This is a genomic window from Nocardia sp. NPDC004415, from assembly GCF_053602435.1.
Window position 1 is genome coordinate 18,533 of record NZ_JBSGDP010000059.1, and the last position, 21,458, is coordinate 39,990.

Annotated in this window: 17 protein-coding genes; 6 read left to right on the forward strand and 11 right to left on the reverse strand. The window is 70.7% G+C overall.

What is annotated here, in order from left to right; genetic code table 11:
* Positions 1-26: 26 nt before the first annotated feature.
* The 6 genes from ACWEMY_RS23470 to ACWEMY_RS23495 all read right to left on the reverse strand — a co-directional run bounded on the left by ACWEMY_RS23470 (position 27) and on the right by ACWEMY_RS23495 (position 6,380).
* Positions 27-1,661 (reverse strand): solute symporter family protein, encoded by a 1,635-nt coding sequence (locus ACWEMY_RS23470; protein WP_452391752.1) that lies wholly within the window; start codon positions 1,659-1,661, stop codon positions 27-29.
* A complete protein-coding gene (locus tag ACWEMY_RS23475; RefSeq protein WP_452391753.1) occupies positions 1,658-2,014 on the reverse strand; it encodes a DUF485 domain-containing protein in 357 nt (118 codons plus the stop codon). The genes ACWEMY_RS23470 and ACWEMY_RS23475 overlap by 4 nt, the downstream gene beginning before the upstream one ends.
* Before the next feature lie 137 nt (positions 2,015-2,151).
* Positions 2,152-3,894, reverse strand: a complete 1,743-nt coding sequence (locus ACWEMY_RS23480; RefSeq protein WP_452391754.1) for a sodium/solute symporter — start codon at positions 3,892-3,894, stop codon at positions 2,152-2,154.
* Positions 3,895-3,897: 3 nt separating this feature from the next.
* Complete coding sequence (locus ACWEMY_RS23485) at positions 3,898-4,263, reverse strand: hypothetical protein (protein WP_375937865.1); 366 nt, start codon at positions 4,261-4,263, stop codon at positions 3,898-3,900.
* A gap of 85 nt (positions 4,264-4,348) precedes the next feature.
* Entirely contained in the window at positions 4,349-5,146 is a 798-nt protein-coding gene (locus ACWEMY_RS23490; RefSeq protein WP_452391755.1) for a LytR/AlgR family response regulator transcription factor, read from the reverse strand.
* 52 nt (positions 5,147-5,198) lie between these two features.
* Positions 5,199-6,380, reverse strand: coding sequence for a sensor histidine kinase (locus tag ACWEMY_RS23495; RefSeq protein WP_452391756.1), 1,182 nt, complete (start codon positions 6,378-6,380; stop codon positions 5,199-5,201).
* A 256-nt stretch (positions 6,381-6,636) separates the two neighbouring features.
* On the opposite strand from ACWEMY_RS23495, the gene dnaE reads away from it, so the two are divergent.
* Positions 6,637-10,227, forward strand: coding sequence for a DNA polymerase III subunit alpha (gene dnaE / locus ACWEMY_RS23500; RefSeq protein ID WP_452391757.1), 3,591 nt, complete (start codon positions 6,637-6,639; stop codon positions 10,225-10,227).
* Between the two features lie 11 nt (positions 10,228-10,238).
* Here the strand turns inward: dnaE and ACWEMY_RS23505 are convergent, their stop codons facing one another.
* Both ACWEMY_RS23505 and ACWEMY_RS23510 read right to left on the reverse strand, forming a co-directional pair.
* Complete coding sequence (locus tag ACWEMY_RS23505) at positions 10,239-10,829, reverse strand: hypothetical protein (RefSeq protein ID WP_452391758.1); 591 nt, start codon at positions 10,827-10,829, stop codon at positions 10,239-10,241.
* 39 nt (positions 10,830-10,868) lie between these two features.
* Positions 10,869-11,261, reverse strand: a complete 393-nt coding sequence (locus ACWEMY_RS23510; protein ID WP_452391759.1) for a DUF4345 domain-containing protein — start codon at positions 11,259-11,261, stop codon at positions 10,869-10,871.
* 84 nt (positions 11,262-11,345) lie between these two features.
* Here ACWEMY_RS23510 and ACWEMY_RS23515 point away from each other — a divergent pair, with 84 nt between their 5' ends.
* The 4 genes from ACWEMY_RS23515 to ACWEMY_RS23530 all read left to right on the forward strand — a co-directional run bounded on the left by ACWEMY_RS23515 (position 11,346) and on the right by ACWEMY_RS23530 (position 17,287).
* Complete coding sequence (locus ACWEMY_RS23515) at positions 11,346-11,942, forward strand: TetR/AcrR family transcriptional regulator (protein ID WP_452391760.1); 597 nt, start codon at positions 11,346-11,348, stop codon at positions 11,940-11,942.
* Between the two features lie 391 nt (positions 11,943-12,333).
* On the forward strand, positions 12,334-14,154 hold the full coding sequence (locus tag ACWEMY_RS23520) for a hypothetical protein (RefSeq protein ID WP_452391761.1): 1,821 nt from the start codon (positions 12,334-12,336) through the stop codon (positions 14,152-14,154).
* Between the two features lie 54 nt (positions 14,155-14,208).
* Positions 14,209-15,960 carry a malto-oligosyltrehalose trehalohydrolase gene (treZ, locus tag ACWEMY_RS23525; protein ID WP_452391762.1) on the forward strand — a complete coding sequence of 584 codons (1,752 nt, stop codon included), beginning with the start codon at positions 14,209-14,211 and terminating at the stop codon, positions 15,958-15,960.
* 76 nt (positions 15,961-16,036) lie between these two features.
* Complete coding sequence (locus tag ACWEMY_RS23530) at positions 16,037-17,287, forward strand: serine hydrolase domain-containing protein (protein ID WP_452391763.1); 1,251 nt, start codon at positions 16,037-16,039, stop codon at positions 17,285-17,287.
* A 3-nt stretch (positions 17,288-17,290) separates the two neighbouring features.
* Here ACWEMY_RS23530 and ilvA read toward each other — a convergent pair whose 3' ends face one another.
* The gene (ilvA, locus tag ACWEMY_RS23535; RefSeq protein ID WP_375937971.1) at positions 17,291-18,634 is read right to left on the reverse strand and encodes a threonine ammonia-lyase IlvA; all 1,344 of its coding nucleotides are present in this window, start codon (positions 18,632-18,634) and stop codon (positions 17,291-17,293) included.
* An 82-nt stretch (positions 18,635-18,716) separates the two neighbouring features.
* Positions 18,717-19,151 carry a nitroreductase family deazaflavin-dependent oxidoreductase gene (locus tag ACWEMY_RS23540; protein WP_452391764.1) on the reverse strand — a complete coding sequence of 145 codons (435 nt, stop codon included), beginning with the start codon at positions 19,149-19,151 and terminating at the stop codon, positions 18,717-18,719.
* A 96-nt stretch (positions 19,152-19,247) separates the two neighbouring features.
* Between ACWEMY_RS23540 and ACWEMY_RS23545 the strand changes: the two genes are divergently transcribed.
* Positions 19,248-19,451: a hypothetical protein gene (locus ACWEMY_RS23545; RefSeq protein WP_375937900.1), complete on the forward strand. Its 204-nt coding sequence runs from the start codon at positions 19,248-19,250 to the stop codon at positions 19,449-19,451.
* A 1-nt stretch (position 19,452) separates the two neighbouring features.
* Here ACWEMY_RS23545 and ACWEMY_RS23550 read toward each other — a convergent pair.
* The coding region (locus ACWEMY_RS23550) for a LuxR C-terminal-related transcriptional regulator (protein ID WP_452391765.1) at positions 19,453-21,458 on the reverse strand (2,006 nt) is incomplete at its 5' end.

A 21,458-nucleotide genomic window follows, 5' to 3' on the forward strand; every position in this document is an offset into this window, starting at 1 on the left:
GCGCACCACCGGCACGGGCACGGGAGCTAGTGCGAGATCGCCTTCTCCGCACCGACTCCGGTGAGCGCGCGGACCTCCATCTCCGCCGCCTTGACCGGGTCCTCGGGCGCACCACGACCACCCACGAAGGTGCCGACGATGCCGAGCGCGAACGCCAGCGGAATGGACACGATGCCCGGGTTCGACAGCGGGAACCAGTCGAAATCGGCCCCGGAGATCATCGCGGTCTTGCTGCCCGACACCGCGGGCGAGAACACGATGAGCACGATGGTCGAGATCAGGCCGCCGTACATCGACCACAGCGCGCCGGTGGTGTTGAACCGCTTCCAGAACAGCGAGTACAGGATGGTCGGCAGGTTCGCCGCGGCCGCCACCGCGAACGCCAGCGCCACCAGGAACGCGATGTTCTGGCCGTTGGCCAGGATGCCAAGCCCGATCGCGAGTACCCCGATCACCACGGCGGTGATCCGCGAGACCCGCACCTGCTTGCGCTCGTCGACCTCGCCCTTCTTGATGACACTGGCGTAGATGTCGTGGGCGAAGGACGCCGAGGCGGTGATGGTCAGGCCCGCCACCACCGCGAGGATCGTGGCGAAGGCGACCGCGGAGATCACACCCAGCAGGATCACCCCACCGAGCTCGAAGGCCAGCAGCGGCGCCGCCGAGTTCTGCCCGCCCGCCGCGGCGAGGATCTTGTCCGGGCCGACGATGGCCGCCGCGCCGTACCCGAGCACCAGGGTGAACAGGTAGAACGCGCCGATCAGGCTGATCGCCCACACCACCGAGCGCCGCGCCTCCTTCGCCGTCGGGACGGTGTAGAAGCGCATCAGCACATGCGGCAGACCCGCGGTGCCGAGCACCAGGGCCAGACCCAGCGACAGGAAGTTCAGCTTGGAGGTGTCGCTGCCGCCGTACTGCGCGCCGGGCGCGAGCACATCGCGCGCGGCGACCGCCTTGTTGGCCGACTCGCTCACCGATTCCTGGGCGGCGCCGAGGATGTCGGAGAAGTTGAAGCCGAACTTCGCCAGCACCAGCACCGTCATGAGCGCGGCGCCCGCGATGAGCAGCACCGCCTTGATGATCTGCACCCAGGTGGTGCCCTTCATCCCGCCGACGAGCACGTAGACGATCATCAGCACACCGACGATCGCGATCACCACCGACTGCCCCGCCCGCGAGGACACATCGAGCAGCAGCGCCACCAGGCCACCCGCGCCCGCCATCTGCGCCAGCAGATAGAACAGCGACACGGTGAGCGTGGTCAGCGCGGCCGCGGTGCGCACCGGGCCCTCCTTCAGCCGGAAGCTGAGCACGTCGGCCATGGTGAATTTGCCGGTGTTGCGCAGCATCTCGGCCACCAGCAGCAGCGCCACCAGCCAGGCCACCAGGAACCCGATGGAGTACAGGAACCCGTCGTAGCCGTAGACGGCGATGGCGCCCGCGATGCCGAGGAAGCTGGCCGCCGACAGATAGTCACCGGCGATGGCGATGCCGTTCTGCGGGCCGGAGAAGCCGCGTCCACCGGTGAAATAGTCGGCGGCGCTGGCGTTGTTGCGGCTGGCCCGGATCACCACGACCATGGTGATCGCGACGAACAGCCCGAAAATGGCGATATTGGCGACGGGGCTGCCCACCGTCGTCTCCGCGGCGAGGATGTTCACGCGCGGCCCTCCTCGAGGTACTCGCGGATGGCCGCGGCGCGCGGATCCAGCTCACGATTGGCGAAACGGACGTAGAGCCCGGTGATCAGGAAGGTGGAGACGAACTGCCCGAGGCCGAGCAGCAGTCCCACATTGATGTTGCCGAAGACCTCGGTGGACATGAAGTCGTGCGCGTAGGCACCGAGCAGCACATAGCTCAGGTACCAGAGCAGGAACAGGGCGGTCATCGGGAAGACGAAGCGGCGCAGCCGGTTCCGCAGATCCTGGAACTGGGGGCTGGCCTGGACTTCGAGCCATTCGTCGGCACTCGGCGTGCGCCGGTCGGGCGCTTCTTCGGTGTCGGTGTCGGTCATGCCGGGGTCCTAGCGTGAGGGGGTCGTGCGTGTCACGACGGTAGGACGACGGGTGTGACCGCGTCTCGATGTGGCGTGAGTCACTCGGTGAAGGTGGGTGCCGGTGCGGTGAACGGTCGCTGCGGCGCGACGAACGGTCAGCGGCGCGGGCCGGTGCGCGGCTCCCGGTCGGCGCTCACGCCGAGCCGTTCCGGGGCGTGCATGCGGACGAAGACGCCGGCGACGGTGCGCGGGTCCTGCCGCCTGGTCGCCAGGCTCACCAGCACGGTCACCGCGAAAGCCAACGGTACGCTCACAGCGCCCGGGTAGTCGACGATCGCGGACGCCCAGCCACCGGCCAGCGTGGGGGAGACCCCACCCAGCACCGCGAGCACGGTCGCCCCGCCCGCCGTGACGCCACCGGCGAGCATCCCGCACGCGGCGCCCGCCGCGGTCAGCCCGCGCCACCAGATGCCGAGCACCAGCAGCGGACACAGCGTGGAGGCGGCCACCGAGAAGGCCAGCGCGACCGTGCGGGACAGGTCGAGGGAGGCGACGGTGAGCGCCAGTGTCAGCGGGACCAATCCGGCGACCAGCGCGGCCGCGCGGAAATCACGGATCCGCCCGCGCAGCACATCGGTGCTGAGCACCCCGGCCAGGCTCACCAGCAGCCCCGACGAGGTCGACAGGAAGGCCGCGATCGCTCCGGCGGCCGCCAGCGCGGCCACCAGCTGCCCGCCGAGTCCGCCGAGCACCGCGCCCGGCAGCAGCACCACCGCGGCATCGGAGGCGCCGGTGATCAGCAGTTGCGGCACATAGAGCCGCGCGAAAACGCCCAGCAGCACCGGGAACAGATAGAACACGCCGACCAGCCCGATCACCGCCAGCGCCGTCCGCCGCGCCGAGGGCCCGTCCCGATTGGTGTAGAAGCGCACCAGCACGTGCGGCAGGCCCATGGTGCCGAGGAAGGTCGCCACGATCAGCGAGAACACCTGGTACCGCGGATGTTCACCGCCGAAACCGCCGCCCGGCGCCACCCAGCTCGCCCCGTCGGCGGGCGCGCCGGCCACCACCGGCACCGCCGCGCCCGCGTCCAGGATCAGTTCGGTGCCCGCGGCGAGGGTGTGGTCGCCGGGTGTGAGCACGACGGGCCCGTCGGCGGTGCGGCCGTCCACCGTGCCGGTGACGGTGACCTGCTGCGCGATGTCGAGGTGCACCACGACATCGGTGGAGATGTCGACGGTGGTGCGCGTGTCCACCGTCGGCGGGGCCGGGGTGCCGACCGGTCGTTCGTCGGCGAGGAAATGCAGACCGAGCACCAGCGCGGGCACCGCCACCGCGGTCAGTTTCAGCCAGTACTGGAAGGCTTGCACCAGCGTCACCGAGCGCATCCCGCCGCCGATCACATTGACCAGCACGATCGCCCCGACCGCCACCGCCCCGACCCAGGCGGGCACCCCGAGCAGGATGTGCAGGGTGAGCCCCGCGCCCTGGAACTGCGGGATGAGATACACCGCGCAGACCACGACGACGAGCCCGGCGGCCATGCGCCGCAACCGGATCGAGCCCAGCCGGAACTCCGCGAAATCGGGCACGGTGTAGGCGCCGGAACGGCGCAGGGGAGCGGCGACGAACATCAGCAGGCCGAGGTATCCGGCGGTGAACCCCACCGGGTACCAGAGCGCGTCGGCACCGTATTTGGCGATCAGCCCGGCGACGCCGAGAAACGACGCGGCGGACAGGTATTCACCGGAGATCGCCGCGGCATTCCACCGCGACCCGACCGTGCGGGACGCGACCAGGAAATCGGAGGTGGTGCGCGACAGGCGAACTCCGTACACACCGATCGCGACGGTGGCGACCGCGGCCAGCAGCAGGGCCGCGAGGGTGAGCGCGTCCACGCGTCAGTCCCCGGCCAGTTCGAGGAAGTCGTCTTCATTGCGCTGCGCCAGGCGCACATACAGGCGGCCCACCGCGTACAACGCCGGGAACGCGAGCGCGCCGAGCACGATCCAGGGCAGCCGGATACCGACGACGGTCGCCGCGGCGATCGCGTCGATCCCGAACAGCAGCGGCAGCGATCCGAACACCGCGACCACCACCAGGCTCAGGCGCAGCGCCAATCCCAGTTGCGCCCGGATCAGCCCGCCGATCAGCGCCGCGCCGAGATCGGTCTGCTCCACCACTTCGGTCCGGGTCCTGACCTGCCGCGCACCGCGCCGCTGGGCCAGCACCACCCGTTCCCGCGGCGGCCGTTGCGGGCCGGTCACCGTCGTGCCCGCTGCCGGCCCGTCGCGGGCGCGGCCGATCGGACGCGGGCTCGCGCACCAGCCGTGCCCCGGCGCACCGGGCCCGTCACCGTTGGGTCCAGTTCTGCCGTGGGCCGTGTACCAGCCGCTGCTTGAGTTCGCGCACCTGCCGTCGGCTCACCGGCAACTCCACCGCACCGGCCGCGCCCTCGGCGCGCAGGCACACCACGGTGCCGGTCCCCGCGCTGCGCAACCCGGTGACCAGGCGCAACGCCACCAGGTAGGACCGGTGCACGCGCAGGAATCCGGCGTCCTCCCACCGTGATTCGAGCGCCGAGAGCGGAATCCGCACCAGATGCGAGCCCGTTCCGGTGTGCAACCGCGCGTAGTCGCCGTCGGCCTCCACCCACGCGACATCGGCCCGGTGGACCAGCGTGGTCACCCCGCCGAGCTCCACCGGGATGACCTCGCTCGGGTGGGTCGCGGGCGGCGGCGCGGCGGCGGGCGGGGCGACTCGCGCGGCCAGAATCCGGCGCACCGCCGCACCCAGCCGCGCCTCCCGCAGCGGCTTGAGCAGATAGTCCACCGCCCCCAGATCGAACGCCGCCACCGCGTGATCATCGTGCGCGGTCACGAACACCACCGCGGGCGGCTCGGCGAACTCCGACAGGATTCCCGCCAGCTCCATCCCCGTCAGTCCCGGCATATCGATGTCGAGGAACACCGCGTCGATCGGATGCGCCCGCAACAACCGCAGGGCCCCCGTCGCCTCACCCGCCCGATGGATCTCCCCGACTCCGGCCTGGGTACTCAGCAGATACACCAGCTCGTCGAGCGCGGGCTTCTCGTCGTCGACAGCGAGCACCCGCAGCGCGGTCGGGGATTCAGTGGTGTTCCAGGTCACAACCTGTCCATGGTAACCGGTGGGTCCGTGGTCGCGGCGATCCGCGGGCGGCTCAGGCACGGATGCCCGGACGGAACTTGGGCACCCGCATGCTGACCTTCGTGCCCGCTCCGGGAGCGGTCTCCACGACCAGGCCGTAGTCGTTGCCGAACGCCGCGCGCAGGCGGTCGTCGACATTGGCTAGGCCGACGTGGGCCGCCTCGCCGGTGCGGGCGGGTCCGGTGCCGGTGTCGACGGCGTCCAGGGCGCCCGAGCGCAGCAGGTCGGGGTCCATGCCGATGCCGTCGTCCTCGACGCTGATCAGGCAGTCGGTGCCCGCGTCGCTCGCCACGATGCTGAGCTGCCCGCCCCGGCCGCCACCGGCCAGACCGTGCCGCACCGCGTTCTCGACCAGCGGTTGCAGCGCCAGGAACGGCAGGACGACACCGAGCACTTCCGGGGCGATGCGCAGGCGCACGTCCAGCGCGTCACCGAAACGGGCCTGTTCGAGCGCGAGGTATCGCTCGATATTGCGCAGTTCGTCGGCGAGCACCGTGAATTCGCCCGTGGCGCGGAAGGAATAGCGCGTGAAGTCGGCGAATTCGAGAATCAGCTCCCTGGCCCGGTCGGGATCGGTCCGCACGAACGAGGCGATCGTGTTGAGCGCGTTGTAGATGAAATGCGGGCTGATCTGCGCCCGCAATGCCCGCAGCTCGGCCCGGTCCACCCGGGTCCGCGAGGCGTCCAGTTCCGCCAGCTCCAACTGCCCACACGCGTAGCGCGCCACCTCACCCGCCGCCCCCAGCATCCCCGGCCCCGGCTTTCCCGCGGTCACCATCCCCAGCGCCCCCACCGCCGCGCCCGCGTCGATCAGCAGCGGCTGCGCGATCAGACAGTGTTCGTCACCGGTGATCAGCACTGCCCGCTGCTCCGCCATCGCCCGCCGGGCCGCCTCCCCGAACGCGGCCGCCATCGCCGTGCCGGGCCCGTCCCACGCCAGCAAGGCCCCCTCCGAATCGGCCACCCCCAGCGCCTCGGCCCCCGCCAGCACCCGCAGATGCGGCGCCGCCGCCTCCGCCGCCTCCCCGGTCAACCCCCGCCGCAACGGCACCGCCGCCAGCGACGCGGTATGCAACGCCTGATGCACCGCCCGCTGCGCCGGCGTCGTCACCACCCGCTGCGTGCGCCGCCAGAGCATCCACGCCGCGCCGGCCACGAGCGCCACGCACACCAGCACGACCAGCGTCGTCGTCATCGCGCGTTCCCGGTGGCCGTCGTCGCGTGACAGCGCACGCCCGTCGTCGACCCTGCGGGGCGAACCCGTTCCTGCTGCGCGGACATCCGCCGATTATCGCCGCTCGCCGCGCGCGGGTGGACGCCCGACCGATAGCGGAAATCGGACGACACCGAGGACTCGCCGGTGATGTTCACCACGACACGCCGGACCACGCCGAGGCGGCAGTCGAGGCCGACGCGTGGCTGGCGGAACCTGTCGGACCCCCATGCCTAGAATGCCAAGGCCAACCCCCGTCGACACCCTGGGAGGAAGGACCGTCTTGGCTCCGTCCGGATCGTTCGTTCACCTGCACAACCACACCGAGTACTCCATGCTCGATGGGGCGGCGAAGATCACGCCGTTGTTCGCGGAGGCGGAGCGGTTGGGGATGACCGCCGTCGGCATGACCGACCACGGCAACATGTACGGCGCCAGCGAGTTCTACAACTCGGCGAAGAAGGCCGGGATCAAGCCGATCATCGGGATCGAGGCCTACATCGCGCCCGAGTCGCGGTTCAACACCAAGCGCGTGCAGTGGGGCGATCCCGGTCAGAAGAGCGACGACGTGTCGGGTTCGGGTGCCTACACCCACATGACCATGGTCGCCGAGAACGCGACCGGTCTGCGCAACCTGTTCAAGCTGTCGAGCCTGGCCTCCATCGAGGGTCAGCTGGGCAAGTGGGCGCGCATGGACGAGGAGATCATCGCCCAGCACGCCGAGGGCATCATCGCCACCACCGGCTGCCCTTCAGGTGAGGTGCAGACCCGTCTGCGCCTGGGCCACGAACGCGAAGCCCTCGAGGCCGCCGCGAAGTGGCAGGAGATCTTCGGCAAGGAGAACTTCTTCCTCGAGGTGATGGACCACGGTCTGTCCATCGAGCGCCGGGTCCGCGAGGGCCTGATCTCGATCAGCCACCAGCTCGACATCCCGCCGATCGCCACCAACGACTGCCATTACGTCACCAAGGACCAGTCGACCAATCACGAAGCGCTGCTGTGCATCCAGACCGGCAAGACGCTGTCGGACCCCACCCGTTTCAAGTTCGACGGTGACGGCTACTACCTCAAGTCCGCCGCGGAGATGCGCGCCATCTGGGACGCCGAAGTCCCCGGCGCGTGCGACAACACCGAGCGCATCGGCGAGCGCGTGCAGTCCTACGACGACGTGTGGGCCCACCGCGACCGGATGCCGATCTTCCCCGTGCCCGAGGGCCACACCCAGGCCACCTGGCTGCGCAAGGAAGTCCTCGACGGCCTGGACCGCCGTTTCCCCGACGGCCCGCCACAGGAGTACCTCGCCCGCGCCGACTACGAACTCGGCGTCATCTGCGAGATGGGTTTCCCCGCCTACTTCCTCGTCGTCGGTGACCTGATCCGCCACGCCCTCGACGTCGGTATCCGGGTGGGTCCCGGTCGTGGTTCGGCCGCCGGTTCGCTGGTCGCCTACGCCATGGGTATCACCAATATCGATCCGATCCCGCACGGTCTGCTCTTCGAGCGGTTCCTCAACCCCGAGCGCGTGTCGATGCCCGATATCGATATCGACTTCGACGATCGCCGCCGCGGTGAGATGGTCCGCTACGCCACCGACAAGTGGGGCAGCGACCGGGTCGCGCAGGTGATCACCTTCGGCACCATCAAGACCAAGGCCGCGATCAAGGACTCCGCGCGAGTGCTGTTCGGCCAGCCCGGTTTCGCCATCGCCGACCAGATCTCCAAGGCGCTGCCGCCGCCGATCATGGCCAAGGACATCTCGGTCTCGGGCATCACCGATCCCGAGCACGAGCGGTACAAGGAAGCCGCCGAGGTCCGTGAACTGATCGGCTCCAATCCCGACATCGCCAAGATCTACGAGACGGCCAAGGGCCTGGAAGGGCTGATCCGCAACGCGGGCGTGCACGCCTGCGCGGTCATCATGTCCTCGGAGCCGCTGACCGACGCGATCCCGGTGTGGAAGCGCGCGCAGGACGGCGCGATCATCACCGGCTGGGACTACCCGTCGTGCGAGGCCATCGGCCTGCTGAAGATGGACTTCCTGGGTCTGCGCAACCTCACCGTCATCGGTGACGCGCTGGAGAACATCAAGGCCAACCGCGGCATCGATCTGGACATGGATCATCTGCCGCTCAACGACCCGGCCACCTACGAACTGCTCGCCCGCGGCGACACCCTGGGCGTGTTCCAGCTCGACGGCAGCGCCATGCGCGACCTGCTGCGCCGCATGCAGCCCACCGGCTTCGAGGACATCGTCGCCGTGCTCGCGCTGTACCGCCCCGGCCCGATGGGCATGAACGCCCACAATGACTACGCCGACCGCAAGAACGGGCGCCAAGAAGTCAAACCGATCCACCCCGAACTCGAAGAGCCACTGAAAGAGATCCTCGCCGACACCTTCGGCCTGATCGTCTATCAGGAACAGATCATGCAGATCGCGCAGAAGGTCGCCGGGTACTCACTCGGCCAGGCCGACATCCTGCGCCGCGCCATGGGTAAGAAGAAGCTCTCGGTGCTGGAGGAGGCCTACGCGGGCTTCCGCGAAGGCATGCTGAAGAACGATTTCTCCGAGCCCGCCATCAAGGCACTGTGGGACACGATCCTCCCCTTCGCCGGTTACGCGTTCAACAAATCGCACGCCGCCGGCTACGGTCTCGTCTCCTTCTGGACCGCCTACCTCAAGGCCAACTATCCCGCCGAGTACATGGCCGGTCTGCTCACCTCCGTCGGTGACGACAAGGACAAGGCCGCCATCTATCTGTCGGACTGCCGCAAGATGGGCATCACGGTGCTGCCGCCGGATGTCAACGAGTCCGAGCAGAACTTCGCCTCGGTCGGCACCGACATCCGCTTCGGTCTGGGCGCGGTGCGCAATGTCGGCGCCAACGTGGTGTCCTCGATCATCGCCGCGCGCAGGGAGAAGTCGAAGTTCACCGATTTCTCCGACTACCTGAACAAGATCGACGCGATCGCCTGCTCCAAGAAGGTCACCGAATCGCTCATCAAGGCAGGCGGTTTCGACTCCCTCGGGCACCCGCGCAAGGGCCTGCTGCTGATCCACTCCGATGCGATCGACGCGGTCATGTCGACCAAGAAGGCCGAGGCGATCGGTCAGTTCGACCTGTTCGGCGGCCTGGACGACGGCGACGACTCGGTGGCCTCGGTCTTCAATGTGCGGGTCCCCGACGAGGAATGGGAGACCAAGCACAAGCTCGCCCTCGAACGGGAGATGCTGGGCCTCTACGTCTCCGGGCACCCACTCAACGGTGTCGAGCACGTCCTGGCCGCGCAGGTGGACACGCCGATCCCGGCGATCCTGGAAGGCGATGTCAAGGACGGCGCGCAGGTCACCATCGGCGGCATCCTGGCCTCGGTGAACCGCCGGATCAACAAGAACGGCCTGGCCTGGGCCTCGGCCCAGCTCGAGGACCTCACCGGTGGGGTGGAGGTGCTGTTCTTCCCGCAGTCGTACTCGGTCTACGGCATGGATGTCGTCGAGGACGCCGTGGTGCTGGTCAAGGCCCGCGTCTCGGTCCGCGACGACCGCATCTCCCTGATCGCCAACGACCTGGTGGTGCCCGATCTGTCAGCGATCGGCGTCGCCAAACCGGTCGCCGTCGTCATGACCACCCGCATGTGCACCCCCGACAAGATCGGCGAACTCAAAAAGGTCCTGTCCCGCCACCCCGGCACCTCGGATGTCCACGTCCGCCACGTGGGCGCCCGCGAGAAAACCACCCTCCTGAAGTTGGACGACGCCTGGCGAGTCTCCCCGTCCTCCGCCCTCATGGGCGACCTCAAAGCCCTCCTGGGCCCGGGCTGCCTCGGCTGACAGGGGCCGCCTCACCTACATGCGCGCCATATCTCCGTACCTCCGGCCAGTGCCGCGGAGCGGTAAGGGTGCAACGCCGCGCCCTGTTCTACCACCTCTGTCGACCACGCTGTCCCGTTCATCGACAGAGAAAAATCGACTCCGGAGAACGCGTCCAGCTGATCGGTACCGGCCGCTACCTCCAATACGTAGATCCAGGTGGAGTCGCCGGCTTCCTCATCCACAGGTGTGCGCCACGCCCGGAACAGCCGCGTCGCCTCGTGCCTGACCGCTTCTGAAATCACCAGGCTATCCACCGAAAACGGCGTACACGCGGCGCGCGGGGATTCTGCATGAAACCTGAATCTCAGCGGTGGAAGACGGTCGATCGATGCGACATCCTCGAGATCGCTTCTGTTCGCATCGTCGACAAGCGCCAGAAGGACATCGCGCTCCTCCTGGGTGATTCCCAGATCCTCGTCGAGTAGGCCGAGAACCAATGTCGACTCTCCGATTTGGAACTCTCCCGCGGCATATTGGCCTCGAATTACGGCAAGCGGATCGTCGGACATTCTCCCCGCGAGCCTTTGACAGAGGTCGGTGACAGCGAGGTAGTCGTCCAACTTCCTCTCCTTTCCGGCGATTTCGCCGCGCGCCCGCTCTTACGTCAGGGCGAGGGTGGTGGTGCGTTCGAAGTGGCGGATGAGGAGGGTGTGGGCGATGGGGATGAGGAGTTCTACGGGGATCATCAGGATGTAGAACCAGTGGGGTGGGCCGGTGACCGCCCAGGCGAGGAGGCGGGCGAGGCCGCCGAGGAAGAACAGGGCGCTGAGGAGGTCGATCGCTCTGGCGCGGGCGATGATGTCGTTCGCGGTCCAGAGGAAGGCCGCGCCGTAGGCGGCGAACAGGATGTTGTAGAAGCGCAGGTCGGATTCCATGGTGGCGTTGACCTCGCCGCCACCGAAGTAGGTGGGCTGGCCGAAGAGCAGGTGGGCCAGCGCTATGCCGATCACGACGACGCCGAACACCCGGAGCCAGAGCTGGAAGACGCGCATTCGTGCCCCCTTGTTTGACACATGTTGAATAACGTCCACGGTAGCCGCCCGGCGGCGGCGGGCACAAGACCTACACTGGGCTCGATGCCGCCCCGCCGCATGACCCCGGACGCGCGCCGTGCGCAGCTGCTCGACGTCGGCGCGCAGCTGTTCGGTGAGCAGCCGTTCGACGAGGTGTCGATGGAGCAGATCGCCGCGCGCGCCCAGGTGACCAGGGCCCTGCTGTACCACTACTTCCCGACCAAGGCCGACTTCTTCGCCGCCCTCTGGCAGCGCGCCCACGACACCCTGCGCGCCGGGGCCCCGCTGCGCACCGCCGCGACCGTGCGCGAAGGCGTGGTCGCCACCCTGACCGCCTACCTCGACTTCTACGCCCGCAACCTGCCGCTCGTCCTGATCGCCAATCGCAGCTCGATCGCGGGATCACCGGTCGTGCGCGCGCCGATCGACGCCACCTTCCGCACCCTGTGCGCGACCATCCTCGACGCCGCCGGCACCACCGGGCACAGCCGGAAACTGGCCGAGGCCGCTTTCGCCGGCTGGGTGGCCTTCGTCCGTGAGACGACCTTGGCCGGCCTGGTGGACCAGACCATCACGCCTGCCGACAACCTCGCCCTGTGCCTGGCCGCCCTCGACGCCACCGTCGGCGCCCACGCCGATCTACACGCCGCACCCCGTTAGCCGGCAGCACGTCCCGCCGACGCCGTGAGTCCGGCCGGGCGACGCCGCCTGGCCGTCCCGCCGTCCCGCCGCCTGGCCGCCTGGCCGTCCCGCCGCCCGGCCGCCTGGCCGTCCCGCCGCCCCGCCGCCCGGCCGCCTGGCCGTCCCGCCGCCCCGCCGCCTGGCCGTCCCGCCGCCCGGCCGCCCGGCCGTCCCGCCGTCCCGCCGTCCCGCCGCACCGCCGCACCGGCGCGCACGCTCATGCCACGTCAGCGCCCTGCGTCTCGCCACGGACATCCACACCACGCCGGTGCTCCGCCCCGCCCGCTGTCACCGAGCACAGCCCCGATTCCGGCTCGCTGGGACCGGTGGTGATGGCCGCCTCGCCCACATCGGTCTAGCCTCGAGAGACGTGACGTCCGCGCCGCTGCTCGACTCGCCACCCCGTCCGGAGGACTCGCCGCGATCGTGGCGGCCCACCCCGACCGCCCGGACGGTCCTGATCGTCGCGGTGACGGCGATCCTCGCGCAGCTGGTGTTGCGCGGCTGGGTGGCGGCTTCCGGCTTCTTCTACTGGGACGACTACCTGCTGATCGGCCGGGTGAGCAGCCAGCCGCTGTGGTCATCGGAACTGCTGTTCACCAGCCACGACGGGCATGTCATGCCGCTGGCGCTGGCCCTGACCTGGCTCGTCACCACCGTGGCGCCGCTGGACTGGACGCTGGCGGCCGCGGTCCTGCTCGTGCTGCAAGCCCTGGCCTCGCTGGCAGTCCTGCGGCTGCTCGTGGTGCTGCTCGGCCCGCGCGTGCGACTGCTCGGCCCGCTGCTGTTCTTCCTGTTCGTCCCGCTCGCCGTGCCCGCCTTCGCCTGGTGGGCGGCCGCGGTGAACGCGCTGCCGCTCCAGATCGCGCTGGCCTGGGTGAGTGCCGACGCGGTGCTGCTGGTGCGCACCGGGCGCCGCCGGTACGCGGTCTCGGGGGCGCTCGTGTTCGCGCTGGCGCTGCTGTCGTTCGAGAAGTCGGTGGTGGTGCTGCCGGTCGCGTTCGCGGTGGCGGTGCTGGCGGCGTCGGTGGTGGGGGAGCCGGTGCGCGAGGTCGCCCGGCGCGGTGCCGCGCTGTGGACCGCGGCCGGGGCGGTGCTGCTGGCCTGGGCGGGGTGTTTCCTGCTGGTGATCGAACGCCCGCGCGGGCTGTCCGGCCCGGAACACCCGGTAATCCTGGTGCGTCGCGCACTCTCCGACGGGCTGGTTCCCGGCCTGTTCGGTGGGCCGTGGCGCTGGGAACGCTGGCAGCCCGCGACTCCGTGGGCCGACCCGCCGATGCTCGCGGTCGTCGCATCCTGGATCGCCCTGATCCTGTTCGCCGCGTGGACGATCCGCACCCGCCGCCGCGTCGTACCGATCTGGCTCGCCACCATCGCCTACGCCGTCGTCACCATCGCCCCGGTCGTCCTGCTCCGCGACGGCCCCGGCACCGCGGGCCTGCTGCTCCAATCCCTGCGCTACTTCGCCGATTTCGCCGTCGTCGCCACCATCGCCCTGGCCCTGCTCCCGATGACGCCCCCGCGTTCGGCCGCCGTGCCGCGGCGAACCGCGATCCGAGGGCGACGCGTGCCCATCGCCGCCACGATCCTCTTCCTCGCGAGCAGCGTCTACTCCACCGTCACCTTCACCCACGCCTGGGAACCCAGCCCCGCCCGCACCTACGTCACCGGCGTGCGCGCCTCCCTGCCCACCGCCGACGCACCCCTGCTCCCGCAAGAAGTCCCCTGGAACGTCCTGAACCCCTTGGCTTTTCCCGAGAACATGACCGACCACGTCTTCGCGCCGCTCGCCACCCCGACCACCTTCGCCCTGTGGACACCGGAACTGCGGATGATCACCGACACCGGTGAGATCGTCGACGCGAACGTGTGGTGGAACCGCGCCATCGTGGCCGAGCCGGGCTGCGGGCATCGCGTCCGTGGCACCACATCCACCGTCCTGCCCCTGGACGGGCCCATGCAGATCCGCGACTGGACCGTCCAGCTCAACTACCTCGCCGAGCGCGACGGCCGCATCGCGGTGTCCTTCGACGGTGACACCGAGACGACCGCCGAGGTGCGCCGCGGCCTCAACACCGTCTACGTGCGGCTGTTGGGCGGTGGATCGGCGCTGCGGGTCCGCGCGTTCGACGCCGACCAGTCGCTGTGTGTGGGCGCGGGCCCGGTCGGAGTGATCTCGCACGCGTCCTGAGCACCCGCGATCGTTGCCCGCGCGAGCCGCGGCGACGCGTGCGATGCTGGGCCGATGAGGCTGTTTCGGGTGTGGGCGCCGGAGGCGGGGTCGGTGCGGCTGCACCTGGACGGGGACGCGCACCCCATGCGCCGCAACGGCGGCGGCTGGTGGTCGACCAGGGCGCAGGCGGCGCAGGGCGCCCGCTACGGGTTCCTGATCGACGACGATCCCACCGTGCTGCCCGACCCGCGCTCACCCCGTCAGCCCGACGGGGTGCACGCCCGCTCGGCGGTCCACGACCTGGACCCCGCCGCCTGGACCGACCACGGCTGGACCGGCAGGCAGCTGGCGGGTGCGGTGTTCTACGAACTGCACCTGGGCACCTTCACCCCCGAGGGCACCTTCGACGCGGCGATCGGCAAGCTCGACCACCTGGTCGGGCTCGGCGTCACCACGGTCGAACTGATGCCGGTCAACGCCTTCGACGGCACCCACAACTGGGGCTACGACGGTGTGCTCTGGTACGCGGTGCAGGAGAGCTACGGCGGCCCCGACGGCCTGCAACGCTTCGTCGACGCCTGCCACGCCCGCGGCCTGGCGGTCTGCCTGGACGTGGTCTACAACCATCTCGGCCCCTCCGGCAACTACCTCCCGCGCTTCGGTCCCTACCTCGCCGGCGGCCGCAACACCTGGGGTCAGAGCCTGAACCTGGACGGTCCCGGCTCCGACGCGGTGCGCCGCCACATCGTCGACAACGCCCTGCGCTGGCTGCGCGAGTTCCACCTCGACGCACTGCGCCTGGACGCCGTGCACGCCCTCGTCGACCACACCGCCACCCACCTGCTCGAAGAGCTCACCGTCGAAACCACCGCGCTCTCGGCACAAGTGGGCCGCCCGCTCACCCTGATCGCCGAGAGCGACCTCAACGACCCCCGTCTGATCACCCCGCGCGCCGCGGGCGGCTACGGCCTGACCGGGCAGTGGAACGACGACCTGCACCACGCCGTGCACACCGCGGTCTCCGGCGAACGCCAGGGCTACTACGCCGATTTCGGCTCCCTGGCCTGCCTGGCCCAGACCCTCACGCACGGGTTCTTCCACGCCGCCACCTATTCCAGCTTCCGCGGCCGCACCCACGGGCTGCCGATCCCGCGCGAGCTGATCCCCGCCAGCGCCCTGCTCGGTTACACCTGCAACCACGACCAGATCGGCAACCGCGCCCTCGGTGACCGCCCGAGCGCCTACCTCACCCCCGGCCAACTCGCGGTGAAGGCGGCGCTGGTGCTGCTCTCGGCGAGCACCCCGATGCTGTTCATGGGCGAGGAATGGGGCGCGCGCACCCCGTTCCAGTTCTTCACCTCGCACACCGATCCGGTGATCGGCGCCGCCACCGCCGCGGGCCGCCGCGCGGAGTTCGCCGCACACGGCTGGGCCACCGACGACGTCCCCGACCCGCAGGACCCGGACACCTTCACCCGCTCCCGGCTGGACTGGACCGAACCCGGCCGCGAACCACACGCCCGGCTGCTCGCCTGCTACCGCGCCCTGCTCGCCCTGCGCAAGGCCCGCCCGGAATTCGGTGATCCCTGGCTCGACCGCGTCTGGGCCGACTACGACGAGGCCCGGCGCTGGTTCGTGCTGCGACGCGGACGAATCTCGGTGGTGTGCAATCTCGCCGAGGACGACGCGGTGATCCCGGTGCACGGCCGCGTCCTGCTGGCCTGGTCCCCGGCGACCGAAAGCGGCGCGGGCACACTGGTTTCCGGCCACAGCTTCGCGGTGCTGGAGGAAGGTGACGGCGCGGGCACCGTGGTCACCGACTGATGACGGCCGGGCACGGCTCGGCCACGGTCGGTGTCCGCCCATTGCCCGGCCGAGAGTCCGACCGTACGGTTGAGCGATGAGCAACGACGCTTACGGGCAGGACAGTGCTGCCCTCCCGGCCGGTGTCGGCGGTTACGCCCCGGCCGGATTCGGTCCGCTGGTGCGCGCCTTCGCCACCCTGGTCGGCCACCGCCGCGGCGCGGGCGGTTCCCTCGCGATCCACCGGCACGGCGAACCGCTGGCCCACCTGTGGGCGGGCAGCACGGGAGACCGGCCCTGGAGCGCGGAGACCGGCACCATCGTCTTCTCCGCGACCAAGGGCGTCACCGCCACCGTCATCCACCGCCTCGCCGACCGCGGCCTGATCGACTACCGCGCCCCGATCGCCGAGTACTGGCCGCGCTTCGCCGCCAACGGCAAGGGCGCGATCACCGTCGCCGATGTGCTCACCCACCGGGCCGGGCTGTCCTCGCTGCCCGCCGTCGCCGACACCGCCGCCGAATCCCTCGATCACGAACTGATGGAGGACCGCCTCGCCCTGGCCGCGCCCGACCGGCTGCGCGGGGTGCCCGCCTATCACGCGCTCACCTACGGCTGGCTGCTCGCGGGCCTGGCCAGGGCGGTCACCGGCCGCGGCATGGGTGAACTCATCCGCACCGAGGTGGCCGAACCGCTCGGCATCGACGGCATCCATCTCGGCCGCCCGGCGGCGGGCTCGTCGACCGACTACGCCCCGCTCGCGGGCGCGCACCTGAGCGCGGTCGGGCACCCGGTGGCGGCGAATGTGCTCGGCCGGGTGGGCAGGCACGTCCCGGGTGCGCTGGGCGCGGCCGCCCGCTGCCTGTTCGTGCCCGGCCTGCACGGCATCCTCGACGGCGAGGACCCGCCGATCCTGGACACCGAGATGCCCGCGGGCAACGGTGTGTGCACGGCGACCGGTCTGGCCCGGATGTACGCGGCACTGGCCGACGGTGTCACCGTCGACGGCCGGCCGTACCTGAGCGCGCACACCCACCGCGCCATCCGCCGCGTGCAGACCTACCGGCTCGACCACGCGCTGTTCTACCTGCCGATGATGTGGCACCTGGGCTACCACTCGTTCCCGCTGGTCGGCGCCCGGCACGGCTTCGGGCACATCGGGCTCGGCGGGTCCTTCGGCTGGGTCGACCCGGCCTCGGGCCTGTCGGTGGCCTACGTGCACAACCGTCTCGACCAGACCACGCTGGCCTACGACCAGCCCGCCATGGCCTGGGTCCTGCCGCTGGCCCTGTCGGGGGTGCGCGCCACCCGCGACCGCGCGGCCGGTATCGACCGCGTGGCCGCGTAACCCTCAAGTCAGGTAGCGATAGGCGGGGGAACCCGGTTCCAGGCGCTCGGCCTGGATCGGGGACTCCTCGATGCGGTGCAGCAGCGAGGCCAGGTCGTCGGTGGCGCCGAGTTCGATACCGACCAGCGCGGCCCCGGTCTCCCGGTTGTTGCGCTTGACGTACTCGAACATGGTGATGTCGTCGTCGGGGCCGAGGACGTCGTCGAGGAACCGGCGCAGCGCGCCCGGCTCCTGCGGGAAGTCCACCAGGAAATAGTGCTTGAGGCCGCGGTGCACCAGCGAGCGCTCGATGATCTCGCCGTAGCGCGACACATCGTTGTTGCCGCCGGAGACCAGCACCACCACGGTCGAGCCCGGTTCGACGGACACCTCGGCCAGCGCCGCGGTGGCCAGCGCGCCCGCGGGCTCGGCGATGATGCCCTCGTTCTGGTAGAGGTCGAGCATCGCGGTGCAGATCGCGCCCTCGTCGACCTGCATCATCCGGAACGACGCGGTGCCGGTGGGGATGCCGGTCGTGGTGAGCAGCGGCAGCGAGGCGTGCGAGACCACGGCCCCGCCGAAGGAGGCCGCGGCCCGGTAGGGCAGGTCGCCGATGCGGCGCACGGCGGCACCGTCGACGAACGGGTCGATCTCGGGCAGGGTGACCGGCGCGCCGGCCACCAGCGCGGCGGTCATCGAGGCGGCGCCCGCGGGCTCCACCCCGAGCAGACCGGCCTGCGGCGCGCGTTCGCGCAGATAGGTGCCGATACCGGCCAGACAGCCGCCGCCACCGACCGGGACGATCACCAGATCCGGCGCGGTCCCGAGCTGCTCGAGGAACTCCGCGGCGATGGTGCCCTGCCCGGCGGCGGTGCGCGGGTCGTCGAACGGGGGCACCCGGGTCGCGCCGGTCCGGGCGACATCCTCCGCGGCGGCCGCGGCGGCCGCGTCGTAGGTCTCGCCGATGGCGATGAGCTGCACGAACTCGCCGCCGTGCACGCGGATGCGGTCACGCTTCTGCTTGGGGGTGGTGGTCGGCACGTAGATGCGCCCGCGCACACCCATGGCCTTGCACGCGAACGCCACGCCCTGCGCGTGGTTGCCCGCGCTGGCCGCGACCACACCCGCCGCGCGTTCGGCGGCGGTGAGCTGGACCATCAGGTTGTAGGCGCCGCGCAGCTTGTAGGAGCGCACGGCGGTGAGGTCTTCGCGCTTGAGGTAGACCTGGGCACCGGTCTGGGCCGACAACCGCGCGCTGTACTGCAGCGGTGTCGGCTCGATGATGTCGGAAATTCGCTTGGCGGCGGCGTCGATCTCGTCCGCGGTCAGCGGCGGACGGGATACGGATACTTCGGCGACGTCAGCGATAGGGGACACCCCGGCAATGCTACCGAGGGCCGTGTGGCGCCCGGCCACCCGCCGCCGGGACGGGTGACCGGGCGCCCGGCGGCTAGCTGGGAGTGAGGACGAAGACCGGGATCTCGCGATCGGTCTTCTTCTGGTACTTGGCGTAGTCGGGCCAGACCGCGACGGCCCGCTCCCACCACTGCGCCTTCTCCGCGCCGGTGACCTCGCGCGCGGTGTAGTCCTTGTTGACGGTCCCGTCGCGCAGCTCCACCTGCGGATGGGCCTTGATGTTGTAGTACCAGACGGGGTTCTTGGGCGCGCCGCCCAGTGAGGCCACCACGGCGTATTCGCCGTCGTGCTCGACCCGCATCAGCGGCGTCTTGCGCAGCTTGCCGGTCTTGGCGCCCTTGGTGGTGAGCAGGATGACGGGCTTGCCCTGCAACGAGGTGCCGTCGGCTCCGCCGGAGTTCTCGTAGGTCTCGGCCTGTTCGCGGGCCCAGTCCGAAGTGCTCGGTGCGTACTCTCCTGTCAGTGGCATGACCTGCACAACGATCGGGCGCGGTGTGATGTTCCCGACAGTGCGTCCCGGTAAAGTTCGGTGGACCGAACTCTTCTGTGCGCCTATCCTGTGTGCATGGCAGTGGTCACCCCTTCGACAGCACCCGCGACGGTCGACATCGCGGGCAGTGCCTGGCCGCTCTACAAGCTCGAGGCGCTGGTCGCCGGATTCGTGGTCGGCGCCGTGCTGCTGCTGGTCCTCGGGTCGCCGCAGGCCGCCGTGCTGGTCGCGGCCGCCGTCGCCGCGCTGCGCTGGACCGTCGGCGCCGTGCGCGCCTGACTCACTCCGTCAGCTCGAGCTCTTTCAGCTCGCCGCGCGAGAGCACGCCCAGCTTCGGATACGCCTTGTACAGGTGATGCCCGACCGTGCGGTGACTCAGGAACAATCGCGCGGCGATCTCCCGATTCGACAACCCCTGCGCCGCCAGCCGCACGATCTGTGACTCCTGCGGGGTGAGCACACTCAGCGGTCCCGCGCTCGCCGCCACTGTCGTCCCGACCCCCAGCGCGCTCAGTTCGGTGCGGGCACGCTCGCGCCATGGCCCCGCCTCGAGCCGGTCGAACACTCCCAGGGCCTGTTCCAGCTGGGCGCGCGCGTCGACCTTGCGTTTCTCCCGGCGCAGCCATTCGCCGTAGAGCAGCCGCGTGCGGGCCTCGTCGAACGGGCGATTCGCGGTCAGCGCGGCCACGAAGTGCGTTTCGGCGTCGGGTCCGTCGGCCAGCAGTGCCCGGCCGCGCGCCACCAGCGCGGTGATCCACTCCTGATCGGCCCGCTCGGCCCAGGCGGCGAGGTCGTCCAAGGCGGCAGTCGCGTCCTCGGTCGCGCCGAGCCGGGCGGCCACTTCGATCCGGTCGGGGAGCGCGCGCAACCCGCTGACGTGGTGCCGGGCCGGTTCGACCGCCATGTGCGCCAGCTCCGCGCGCGCCGCCTCCAGCCTGCCCTGCCCGAGCGCGAGCAGTCCCAGCGCCGCGTGCGCCCAGGACGCGCCGACCGCGCGTGCCCCGCCGGACTCCTCGGCCGTCGCCCGCTCGGCCCGCGCGCGCGTCGCGTCCTCGTCGCCGCGCTGGGCCGCCAGATACGCCAGGAACGCGCTGAGCTGCCCCACCCAGTGCGCCTGTCCGAGGTCCTCGGCGATGCGCAGTCCTTCCTCGGCACCGACCCGGGCAGCCCCCGGCCTGCCCGCGAACAGCTGCGCCTCCGATCGGAAGAACAGCAGCGGCGCGAGCACCCCGATCCGGCCCTGCTCGCGGCATTCGCCGATCAGTTCCTCGGCCAGCTCACCCACCTGCTCGTCCTGCCCGACGACCAATCCGCTGCCGCACAGCTGCACCAGATCAGCCGGACTGTCCGCGCCGTTGGCCCTGGCCAGCGTGGCCGCGGTGCGCAGGTCGACCGTGCGGTGCCCGGCGACCGCCGTGGTCAGATACCGCGCGATCGGCGTCACCGGATCGCGGTCGACCAGCGGCAGTGTCGCCAGCACCTCGGCCACCTCGGCGATCTCCGCCGGACCCAGATACCACGCGGCATGCACCGCCCGGGTGAGAATGCGCGCCGCCGTACCCGGATCGCCGGTGTGCCCCGCCCTGTCCGGAATACCGCTGTGCGCAATCCCCTCCGGATCGCCCGTGCGCGCAGCCCCGCCTGGATCACCTGTTCGCGCCGCTACCGCGGCCGCCAACAATCGCCGATGCGCGGCGGCTGGGACACCCGAGGCGAAATCGGCCTGCGCGCGGACCAGGGCCAGGCGCAGCTCGACCGAGTGGTCGGTACCCGATGCCGCCGCCCGTTCGGCCAGCGCCACCGCCTGATCGGTGAGTCCCGCCTCGGTCGCCATCTCGGCCGCGAGGACCAGCCTGCGACACCGGTCGCCCTCGGTGATGCCGAGCGCGGCGGCGCGCTCGTAGGCGGCGACCGCGCCGTGGAAACCGTTGCGGCGCCGGGCACGCTCGGCGGTGTGCTCGAGCAGGGTCGCGGTCGTCTCGTCCGGGCCGGTGGCGGCGCAGGCCCGATGCCAGGCGTGCAGATCGGCGGTGTCCTCGGTGTCGAACGCGGCCGCCAGGGCGCGGTGCGCGGCCAGGCGCTGGGTGAGCGCCGCGCCCTGGTAGACCGCCGCGCGCAGCAGCGGATGCCGCCAGGTGAGCACCGCGCCGTCGGTACGCACCAGCTCCGCGTCCTGGGCGGGCTGGAGATCGTCGAGGCCCGCGCCGAGGGAGTCCGCGGCGCGCAACACCGGCGCCAGCTGCGGCGACCCGGCCGCCGCGGCCACCAGCAGCACCGTGCGGGTGG